At 61.1% G+C, this 11,109-nt stretch carries 8 protein-coding genes and 1 pseudogene; 8 read left to right on the forward strand and 1 reads right to left on the reverse strand.

Annotated elements, in window-relative coordinates:
• The first annotated feature begins 1 nt into the window (after position 1).
• The gene (gene malQ / locus VCB98_RS07330; protein ID WP_346051261.1) at positions 2 to 1,540 is read left to right on the forward strand and encodes a 4-alpha-glucanotransferase; all 1,539 of its coding nucleotides are present in this window, start codon (positions 2 to 4) and stop codon (positions 1,538 to 1,540) included.
• Here the strand turns inward: malQ and glgP are convergent.
• Entirely contained in the window at positions 1,476 to 4,118 is a 2,643-nt protein-coding gene (gene glgP, locus VCB98_RS07335) for an alpha-glucan family phosphorylase (RefSeq protein WP_346051262.1), read from the reverse strand. The two genes, malQ and glgP, sit on opposite strands and share 65 nt — an antisense overlap.
• Before the next feature lie 161 nt (positions 4,119 to 4,279).
• Here glgP and fbp point away from each other — a divergent pair, with 161 nt between their 5' ends.
• The 7 genes and pseudogenes from fbp to VCB98_RS07365 all read left to right on the forward strand — a co-directional run.
• On the forward strand, positions 4,280 to 5,410 hold the full coding sequence (fbp, locus tag VCB98_RS07340; protein WP_346051264.1) for a fructose-1,6-bisphosphate aldolase/phosphatase: 1,131 nt from the start codon (positions 4,280 to 4,282) through the stop codon (positions 5,408 to 5,410).
• Between the two features lie 154 nt (positions 5,411 to 5,564).
• Positions 5,565 to 7,490 (forward strand): PAS domain-containing sensor histidine kinase, encoded by a 1,926-nt coding sequence (locus VCB98_RS07345; RefSeq protein WP_346051265.1) that lies wholly within the window; start codon positions 5,565 to 5,567, stop codon positions 7,488 to 7,490.
• Positions 7,477 to 7,644: pseudogene (locus VCB98_RS13945) on the forward strand (DNA-binding response regulator); the annotation flags it as partial. The gene VCB98_RS07345 and the pseudogene VCB98_RS13945, both read left to right, overlap by 14 nt.
• A gap of 19 nt (positions 7,645 to 7,663) precedes the next feature.
• On the forward strand, positions 7,664 to 8,104 hold the full coding sequence (locus VCB98_RS07350) for a response regulator transcription factor (RefSeq protein WP_346051266.1): 441 nt from the start codon (positions 7,664 to 7,666) through the stop codon (positions 8,102 to 8,104).
• 186 nt (positions 8,105 to 8,290) lie between these two features.
• Positions 8,291 to 8,989, forward strand: a complete 699-nt coding sequence (locus VCB98_RS07355; protein ID WP_346051267.1) for a helix-turn-helix domain-containing protein — start codon at positions 8,291 to 8,293, stop codon at positions 8,987 to 8,989.
• 130 nt (positions 8,990 to 9,119) lie between these two features.
• A complete protein-coding gene (gene acsA / locus VCB98_RS07360) occupies positions 9,120 to 10,853 on the forward strand; it encodes an acetate--CoA ligase (protein ID WP_346051268.1) in 1,734 nt (577 codons plus the stop codon).
• Positions 10,846 to 11,109: thiamine pyrophosphate-dependent enzyme (locus VCB98_RS07365; RefSeq protein ID WP_346051270.1), on the forward strand; the 264-nt coding region annotated here is incomplete at its 3' end. The genes acsA and VCB98_RS07365, both read left to right, overlap by 8 nt.

Below are 11,109 nucleotides of genomic sequence, written 5' to 3' on the forward strand. Positions count from 1 at the left end.
CATGCGTCGCGACTTCGTATTTGGCCGCCGTCGAGCCGGGGTGTTGCTCCACCCCACTTCCCTGCCAGGACCCGGCCCCGTAGGCACCCTGGGCAAGGCGGCCATTGAGTTCATTGACTTTCTCAGCGAAGCCGGCGTGACAGTATGGCAGACCCTGCCCCTGCTGCCGGTCAATGAAAGCGCCTCGCCCTATCAGCCCCTTTCCCTGTTCGCCGGGAATACCGCCTTGATCGATGCCGAGCAGGTGGCCGAAGACTTCGAGCTGCCGAATCCAGCGCCGGGGACCGCCAGCCCTGCGCTTATTCATGCCGCCATGGGGCGAATCCGGAATGGCGGCAATCGGGCCATGTCCAATGCCTTTGAGGCCTTTCGCCACCACCACCGCAGCTGGCTTCGCCCCTGGTGCCAGTTCCATACCCTGCGGACGCAGTTCGACGGTGCGGCCTGGCCGTACTGGCCGGCCTGCTTTCGCTACTATGAACCAGACCCGGTGCTGCCACTGGACAAGTACATTGAGGCGGCCATGGACCGGGAGGCCTTGCGGCAGTTCCTCTTCCATCAGCAATGGCGGCAACTCAAGACCGCCGCCAACCGCCGTGGTATCGCCCTGTATGGGGATCTCCCCTTCTACCCCTCCGCCGACAGTGCGGACACCTGGCAATATCAGCACTACTTTAATCTGGATGCAGACGGCCATCCACGCCGTATTGCCGGAGTGCCCCCGGATGCCTTCAGCGAGGCCGGGCAAAGCTGGGGTACGCCCGTCTATGATTGGGCCCGCCTGCAGGAAGATGGATTCAAATGGTGGCTTGAACGCCTGATGAATCAACTGGAGCTGTTCGACATCCTGCGCCTGGACCATTTTCGGGGCCTTGAATCCTGCTGGTCGCATCCGATTGACAGTGACCCGGCCGACGGCGAGTGGACGCCAGTGCCGGGCGAAGCGCTCCTGCAGCAGGTTCACCGGGTTCTGGGCGATTTCCCGCTGGTGGCCGAGGATCTTGGCCATATCACGCCCGCAGTGGAACAGCTTCGCGATCAATTCGCCCTGCCGGGCATGCGCATCTGGCAGTTCGGCTTCGATGGCAAGGAGGGCAACCCCCATCATCCGGACAACCACGACAGTCATTGCGTGGTCTACACGGGAACCCACGACAACAACACACTCATGGGCTGGTGGTCCGGCCTTGAAGAGGAACAACGCGAAGGGGTATTAGCCGCCCTTTCTGAACAGGCCCTGGACACGGAACAGCCCATGCACTGGCGACTGGTGAATGGCTGTCTGGAATCCCTGGGCCAATTAAGCGTGATCCCGCTCCAGGATCTGCTTGGCCTCGGCAACGAAGCGCGCATGAATACGCCGGGGACCACGGCCGGAAACTGGTCCTGGCGCATGAGCGGAAAGGAATCGCTGCCGGCGCTGGCCGCCTGTCTTCGGAAGCGGGTTTCCGCCAGCGGCCGGGGCGGCCCGACTCTCAATCCTCAATTGTTTCCGTCTCGAATAACCACAGCATCTTCCCCATTTCGAAGGGATGGCTGAGCAACTCGTGCCAGGGGTAGAGTCGAACATGCAGCTGATAGATACCGTTGTCCGGTGACTCCAGCTCCAGTCGAAATACCTGTGCCTCCTCTTCCTCATCCTTGGTGGATAAAAAAGTATGCACCAGCGTCGATCTCTCATCGAGTAGCGCAGCAGGCGATTGGTGAGGAAGCGGAACCAGGCATTCGGACGCATCCCCCTCGCCGTCACAACCATTGAGCAGGCATTCCAACACGACATCTCCGGACTCCAGACCGTTGAGCCAGACCAGGACCTCCAATCTCAATCGCTCACCGGTCAGGATGGATGTCGGAGGTAGCCGCCGCCACTGAACTTCGACCCCTTCCCAGCACTGAGCAACCCTGGCCTTCCAGGCCGCAAGACGCTCCGCCTCAAGCGCACCATCCGCCGTCAGACGCTCACCGTGACGGGCTGCCGGCGCATAAAGACGCTGGGCATAATCACGCACCATGCCTTCGGCATTGAAGTGAGGCAGCACACTGATCATGGAACGCTTGGAGCGGGCTACCCAGTCCGGGGAATAGGCGCCAGGGCCAATTCGGTAATACTCGGGGATCACCTGCCCTTCGAGCAGATCCAGCAGATCCTCCGCTTCCACCCGATCCCGTTGCTCGGCCGACAACTCCCGGTCATGGGGCGCGATGGCCCAGCCATTGTCGCCGTCATAGCCTTCAGCCCACCAGCCATCCAGGACACTCAGATTGATGACACCGTTCATGGCCGCCTTCTGCCCGGAGGTGCCGCTGGCTTCCATGGGATACTCTGGCGTGTTGAGCCAGACATCCACCCCCGTAACCAGCTTGCGCGCCAGGGCGATGTCATAGCCCTCAATCAGAAAGACCCGGTTCAGGAACGGGGGCCGGGCGGCAAACTCGTGGATGCGCTTGATCAGCGATTGCCCGGGCACGTCCTGGGGATGTGCCTTGCCGGCAAACAGCATGATGACGGGTCTATCCGGGTCATTGAGCAAGCGTCCCAGTCGCTCGATATCCTGGAAGATCAACAGGGCGCGCTTGTAGGTGGCAAAGCGACCGGCAAAACCGATGATCAACGGCCGCGTGTTCTCCGGCGAAAAGACGGCCTCCATGCCCTCGATCCGCGAGCGGGGGTAATTGTTGCGGCAATACTGGCGGAACAGACAGCCATGCAGGGCGCCCAGCATGTCGCTCTTGAGCGACTGGGTGAGACTCCAGAAGCGGTGATCAGCGATGCTCCCCACCGCCTCCTCCCAGAAATCCACATCACCCAGATGCTGGCGCCAGTCCGGGTAGCGTCCGTCAAAGAGATTCACCCACTCCCGGGCCAGAAACGTGGGAACATGCACGCCATTGGAAACCCAGGCAATGGGGTTGTCCGCCGGATCCAGGTCCGGCCATACATGGGCCTCCATTCGCGCCGCCACATTGCGATGCACTGCACTGACGCCGTTGTGCCGGCGTGATCCACGCAAGGCCAGAGCGGTCATATTAAAGGCGTCTCCCCGCTGAGGTGATGCCCCAAGCGCCAGCAATCTCGACAGAGGTACGGAAAGGAATTCAGCAAGCGGCATGAGATAGCGCTCGGCCAGTTCACGAGCGAACAGGTCATGACCCGCCGGCACCGCGGTATGGGTAGTGAAGACCGTGGCGGCTGCCACCGCTTCCAGGGCGCCGGGAAAGGTCAGACCCTGGCTAACCCATTCCCGGCAGCGTTCGAGGATCTGAAAGGCCGGGTGTCCCTCGTTAATGTGCCAGACAGAAGGATGAAAACCCATGGCACGCAGGGCACGCACACCCCCCACCCCCAACACCATTTCCTGTTCAATGCGCATCACCCGATCACCGCCATAGAGCTGATAGGTAATACGCCGATCATCCGGTCGATTGTCCGGCACATCGGTATCCAGAAGCAGCAGTTGCAGCCGCCCCACCCGAATTTGCCAGACGCGCACGGCTACCGTGCGATCTGCCAACTCCACGGCGACCTGAATTTCCTGTCCATCCTCATCCGTCACCGGCATGACGGGCAAATCTTCCATACGGAAGGGGCGATAGATCATCTGCTGCACGCCATCACGATCCAGGCGCTGGGTGAAATAGCCCTGCCGATACATCAGGCCGACCGAGAGAAAAGGCAGATCCAGGTCACTGGCGGCCTTGCAATGATCGCCAGCGAGAATACCCAGCCCCCCTGAGTACAGTTGCAGACTCTCATAGAGGCCGTATTCCATGCAGAAATAGGCGACCAGATCTCGACCCGGCTCCAGGCCGCTGATGGCCTGCAGGGGACGATCGCGTTCGGCCGACAGGTAGCTGTCAAAGGCATCCAAAACGCTCTTGTACTGGAACAGAAAATCCGGACTCTTTGCCAACGCCTTCAGCCGCACCTGGGAAACCCGGCGCAGGAAGATCTTCGGATTATGCTCGCACCGATTCCAGAGATCCGGGTCGATACGATGAAACAGCCCGCGAACCCGACGCTCCCAGCTGTAGTAAAGATTGCCGCTCAGATCCTCCAGCCGGGCCAGGGCTTTCGGCAGTTTTGGCCTGACTTCCAGCAAGTGATCATGCCCTGCCATTGCGCTACTTCCTGCCGGTCCAACCGGCTCTGTGATCGTCATGCAGATAATGTATGTGTCACGAGAGGCGATGATGATGACCGCCGTCAATGCAGACACGAACCAGGGCCTTGATGATGAAGAAACGCTTTCAGCCAAGCCCCTTCGGGGAGGAGTAACACATGGAAATCACACTGAGCGTGCTCAAGGCCGATATCGGCTCCATCGGCGGCCATATTCAACCGTCCACAGCGCTGACGGAAAAAGTGCGGGAGATCATCCAGCATAAGGGGCGAAAGCAGCTGATCGACAGCCGGGTCAGCTGGACCGGCGACGACATTGCCATTCTGATGACCCACCAGCAGGGCGTGGGCGCCACCGCCATCCATGAAATGGCCTGGGAGGCCTTTCTCGCCGGTACCGAAGTGGCGCGTTCGGAAGGCCTTTACGGCGCCGGCCAGGATCTGCTCGCCGATGCCTTTTCCGGCAATGTGCGCGGCATGGGTCCAGGCGTGGCGGAAATGACCTTCCAGGAACGGGATGCCGAACCCTTTGTGCTGTTCGCGGCCGACAAGACCGACCCGGGGGCCTTCAACCTGCCCCTGTACCGGGCCTTCGCCGACCCCATGAACACTCCCGGCCTGTTGCTCTCACCGGCCCTCACCGAAGGCTTCCGCTTCGTGATCATGGATGTCGCCCATACCGGCAAGGACCGGGTGATTGAACTGGAGGCACCGGAAGATCTGTACCGCATCGCCGCCCTGCTGCGAGATCCGGAGCGCTATGTGGTGGAATCGATCTGGTCGCGTCACTCGGGCCAACAGGCGGTGGCGGCCTCCACCTCCCGCCTGCACAACATTGCCGGCAAATACACCGGAAAGGACGATCCGGTCATGCTGGTTCGGGTACAGAAAGACTTCCCGGCCACCGGGGAAATACTGGCGCCTTTCAGCACCGGCCACTTCGTCGCCGGCGGCATGCGCGGTTCCCACAATATGCCGCTAATGCCGGTGCCCTTGAATGCTGGGACCAGTTATTTTGACGGCCCGCCCATCGTCACCGGCGCCGCCTTCTGCGTCCACGAAGGCAAGCTCACCGACCCCGTCGATGTATTCGCTCATCCCTTCTGGGATCGGGTGCGCGACCAGGTTGCCGACAAGGCGATGGACATGCGCCGGCAGGGTTTCTTCGGCGCCGCCATGCTGCCCATGGATGAACTGGAATACACGGGCATCACCACCACCCTGGACGGACTGGATGAACGCTTCCGTATCCGACCCGATGGACCGGAACCGCTCCGTCAGGCCTTGTGAGCCGGCTCGGCCACTGATTGATCCACCGGCGTGGTAGTCGGTCGGGGCAACCCGCCCCGACTACCCTCATTTTATCAGATTTTACTGATATAGCCAGCATATTGGTCTACACTTCTGAGAGTGATCGCCTTCCCACGGATTTGGAGAAACGTCGATGGACCACGACGTCGTCCATGCTCAAGCCCCTTCGGCACAGCACCATGCCCGCCTGCTCGATGCGGTGCTAGCCCAGACCGGACAGCTGATTTTCGCCCTGGACCCGCAAGGTCAGGTTCTGCTGTTCAATGCCGCGTGTGAACGCCTGACCGGACATTTCGCCGAGGCACTCATCGGCCAGGCTCCCGACCCCGTTCTCATGGCATCTGAAGAGGCCCGACACCTCAGGAAAGCACTGCAATCCGCGTCCACTCCGGGCAGTTCGGCCACCATCCGCTGTCAATGGCGCATTCGCGCCGGGCCGAACCGAACGCTCCAGCTATCAGCCAGCCCGGTGATTGACGACCACGGACAACTGCTTTGCCATTTGCTCGCTGCCCCCCCGCCACCACGCCCTGACCCAAGGGTGATTGATGCCGAACAGAAGACGGGTGACAGGTCGACCGACCTGGAACAGTTGCTGAAGGCATTGCCGGGCCTGGTGGCTCACATCAGTCCCGATTTCGAAATTCTGTTCGCCAATCACGCTTACCGGGACTGGTTCGGCTTGGACCCGGAGGCCCAGCGGGGGAAGCATCTGAAGGATGTCATCGGACGCCAGGCCTTCCGGACCTTGAAAGGGCAATTCCGACAGGCCCTGGCCGGGCACCATGCTCGGTTCCTGGGCAAAGTACCCTATGCCCGCGGTGGGCCCCGTTTCATTCACGGCAATTACATTCCCAGCCACGACCCGGCCGGTGAAATCAACGGCTTTTATATCCTTGCGGTGGATCTCAGCCGTGAACAGTCATTGGAAAGCGAACTGGACCGCACCAGTCGTCGTGCCGGGGCCATCATCAAGACCGCCATTGACGGGATCATCACCATTGACGAGACCGGTACGGTGCACAGCTTTAATCCGGCCGCGGAACGCCTGTTCGGCTACCAAGCCGCCGAGGTGATCGGGCATAACCTAAATATGCTGATGCCAAAACCTGAACGCGACAAGCATGATCAATACATTGACAACTATCTTAGGACCGGAAAGGCACGGATCATCGGCATCGGCCGGGAAGTCACGGGCCGCCATCGCGACGGAAAACCCATTGACCTGCTGTTGTCGGTCGCGGAATTCGATGAATCGGGCCGGCGCATGTTCGTCGGCATCACCCATGATCTGACCCAGCGAAACCGGATCCGCAACGAAGCCCGGAAATACCTGGATCAACTGGCCCAGCTCAATCGCGTCGATGCCCTGGGGGAGATGACAGCTAACCTGGCGCACGAAATCCGTCAACCGTTGCTGGCCATACAGGCGTCGGCCTACGCGATGCGCCAGCAGAACGGAACAGCGGACCTGCAAACGCCTATAGAAGACAACCTGGATAGAATCGAGCGGCAAAGCAAGCGGGTCAATGACATTCTCAATCAGATAACATCTTTCCTCCGGAATGAGGACGATCCCCCTGACGAGGACCTGAACATTGATTCACTGGTTTGCGAGGTGCTTCGCCTCCTGGATCACGACGCTCGCCTAAGCAATATTCGTGTGGAGACGGATATGCCTAATAAACCCTGTCACATAAAATCCCACAGCGTGCAGATCCAGCAGGTGCTATTCAATCTTGTCTCCAATGCCATGGATGCCATGGATCACACCCCGGGACCACATGAAATCCGCATCGTGGCCCGGCACGACAAGCCGAAAAACCAGTGCTGGGTGGACATTATCGACACAGGCCCCGGTATCGCCGAGAAAGACATGGAAAAGCTGTTCACCCCCTTCTTCACCACCAAGACCCGCGGCATGGGACAGGGCCTGGCCATCAGCCGTTCCATCATCCGCCGTCATGGCGGAACGCTTGAAGTCAGTAACCACCCACAAGGCGGCGAATGCTTTCGCTTGACCCTGCCCCTGACGGGAGAGAAGCATGAGCCAGTCTGAGGGCACGGTCATCATCGTGGACGATGATGTGGATGTGCGCGAATCGCTGGCAGCAATCCTGTCCACCGCTGGGATTCGAACACGCTGCCATGCCTCGGGCGCGTCCCTACTCCATCACCCATTGCCCGAAGGCCCCACCTGCCTGCTACTGGACCTGTATTTGCGGGAAGAAAATGGCATCCAGATTCAGGAAGCACTTCAGACAAGCCCCCCCCCAGCTGCCCATCATTTTTCTCAGCGGACAGGCCGATGTCGCCTCCGCAGTCACCGCCCTCAAGCGCGGGGCTTTCGATTTCCTCGAGAAAGGCAGCTTCACCCCCCAGAAACTGCTTGCGCTCGTGGGTGATGCATTGAATCAGCACAGGCTGCGACTGGAAAAGCGGGAACACCAGGCGGCTCTGCGAAGCCGTCTGGCGCAGCTCACACCCAGGGAACGGCAGGTGGCCAGCCGGGTTGCCGACGGCAAGGCCAACAAGGTCGTCGCCTCCGAACTGGCCATTAGCGAACGCACGGTGGAGATCCATCGGCATAACCTCTTGAAAAAGCTGCAGCTGCGTTCAGCCGCCCAGCTCGCCAAATTGGCCCCGGAAATAAACCAACTCGACGCGCGTTAAGCTCGCTATCCACAGTAAAAAGACGGCGATGAGCAGCGCCAACCTCCCCGGATATCTTGGTTATGGAGAATCCATCGGTCCCCGAGAGGTGCACTTAGTGGAAACCCCTTATAGTCGGCAGTAATCGTTGAGCCTACAGTTGCTCCAATGGGATATGGAAATAGTCCAGCACCCTGGAGAACCGACATGCAGGCCACCATTGAAAACACCGGATTGTTCAGTTCCAGCTTGCCGACCGGTCTAACGGCCGTTGATCGTGAGGAGTTGGGCGAAACCGATTCGTTAAGCCGTCTTCGCATTCTGCAGCGGGGGCAGCATCTGTTCCGGACTGGAGACCGGGTCGATCGCGTGCATCGAGTGGTCGGCGGCATCCTCAAGAGTTACTTCATCCACGAGGATGGTGATGAGCAGGTGATCGGCTTTCATCTGCCCGGCGACCTGATCGGTTGCGACAGCCTGGCCGATAAACTCGCCGCTTTCTCGGTGGTGGCACTCGATACCTCCAGTATCCAGCGTTTTGCACACGACGACCAGCAGCAGCTAACGCTCAGCTGGATGCAGGAAGAAATCCTGCGCCTGGCGCGCCTGCTGCACATGGAACGGGGCGGCACCGACGCCCGCCTGGCCCGATTCGTGCTGGATTTCTCCGACGCCCAGCGCCACCGGGGTTACAGTGAGCGGGAATTTCACCTTCCCATGGGGCGCCGGGATCTGGCTCGCTACATCGGTCTGGCGCCGGAAACCGTCTCCCGCATTTTCAGTCGCCTGCGCGTGCGAGGCATCCTGGCTGTTGAGAACAACCATATCCAGATTCTCGACCACGACGCCCTTGAGCAGGTGGCCAACAATCAAGCTCAGCAAGCCGTCACGCACCTTGCCAACTGATCCCCCACGGGGCCAGTGGCATCCACACCGCAGCCAGCTCTTTCGCTCTTCAATTGACCGCAATCAAGCGCCCCACCTGCCACGTTGACTAAGCTTGGAGCCAGACCCGAGACACCAAGGAGGTGTCCCCATGTCCGGATCCACGGCGCAGGATAATCCCAACCAACCAAGCCGCACGCCATCCTTCTCCTGGGACAGGGCCCGTGCCCAACTGACTGATCTCGGCAAGGGCCGGATCAATCTCGCCTATGAAGCCCTGGACCGACACATGGATGGCCCGACCGCTGACCGGACCGCATTGCGCTTTCTGACACGGGACAGCCTCGTCGCCGAGGCCATCAGCTACCGTGCCCTCAACGATCGCGCCAACCGCTTTGCCAATGTACTCGCCACTCTTGGGGTTCGGCCCGGTGAGCGAGTATACGGCCTCTCGCAACGCATCCCCGACCTGTATGCCGCCTTCTTTGGCGCCATCAAGCACGGCTGCGTGTTCACCCCCCTGTTCCCAGCCTTTGGCCCGGAGCCCATCCGCCAACGGGTCGAGATCGGCGAGCCAGCCGTGCTGGTCACCACCGAACGTCTGTACCGGCGCAAGGTGGCGGACTGGGTGCAGGGAGTACCGTGCCTCAGAGAAGTGTTGCTGATTGGCGGCGTGGACGAAGCCCCGCCAGGCACGCGGGATGCCGGTACACTCATGGACGAGGTCTCCCCAGACTACGCCACCCGCCCCATGGACGCTGGCGCCCCGGTACTGCTGCATTTCACCTCGGGCACCACCGGCACCCCCAAGGGCGCCCTGCATGTTCACGAAGCAGTCATCACTCACCATGTCACCGGCCAGTACGCCCTCGATCTCAGGCCCGGCGATGTCTACTGGTGCACGGCCGACCCGGGCTGGGTGACGGGCACTTCCTACGGCATGATCGCGCCGCTCACCAATGGCACCACCCTGGTGGTGGACGAAGCCGAGTTCGATGCCGAACGCTGGTACCGCATCCTTCAGGACCAGGCGGTAAGCGTCTGGTACACCGCCCCGACCGCCATCCGCATGCTCATGCGACAGGGGCCGGAACTGGCCCGGGCCCATGACCTGTCCGCCCTGCGCTTTCTGGCCAGCGTGGGCGAGCCGCTCAATCCCGAGGCGGTGCACTGGGGCCGGGAAGTCATCGGCCTGCCCTTCCACGACAACTGGTGGCAGACCGAGACCGGCGGCATCATGATTGCCAATCGGCCGGATCTGGCCATCCGGCCCGGCTCCATGGGCCAACCCATTCCGGGCATCGAGGCCGCCGTCGCTCGGCAGGGCGAGGACGGCATCGAACTGATCGAAGAACCGGACCAGACCGGCGAGCTGGTCCTTAAAAAAGGCTGGCCATCCATGTTCCGCGGCTACCTGCACCAGGAGGAACGCTATCGAAAATGCTTCGATGACGACTGGTATCTGACCGGCGATCTGGCCCGGCGGGATGCCGACGGCTACTTCTGGTTCATCGGCCGCACGGATGACGTCATCAAATCCGCGGGCCATCTCATCGGCCCCTTCGAAGTGGAAAGCGCCCTGCTGGAGCACCCGGCCGTGGCCGAGGCGGGCGTCATCGGCGTGCCGGATGAAGTGGCCGGCGAAACGGTCAAAGCCTTCGTCACGCTCAAGCCTGGCCACACAGCGGACAAGGCCCTGCAAAAATCACTCCTGGGTCTGGCCCGCCAGCGCCTCGGACCCGCCGTGGCCCCACGACAGATCGAATTCCGCGATGAACTCCCCCGTACACGCAGCGGCAAGATCATGCGCCGCCTGCTGCGGGCCCGTGAACTGGGCCTGCCGGAAGGCGACCTCTCCACCCTGGAAGGGGGCAGCAATGAATGAGATCAGCCGGGCCCACAAGCCCAAGATGTCCCGCGAACATGCCTTCGCCCTGCTCCATCAGATGCTGCGGATTCGTCGATTCGAAGAACGCTGCGTGGAGCTGTACACCCAGGAAAAGATTCGCGGCTTCCTGCATGTCTGCATTGGCGAGGAAGCGGTGGGCACCGGGGTCATGCACAATCTGCGCGCGGACGAGGCGGTCATCTCCACCTATCGCGAACACGGCCACGCCCTGCTCAATCGCATTTCCATGGAA

Origin of the sequence: Natronospira elongata, from assembly GCF_034931365.1 — a bacterium.
Lineage (GTDB): Bacteria > Pseudomonadota > Gammaproteobacteria > Natronospirales > Natronospiraceae > Natronospira > Natronospira elongata.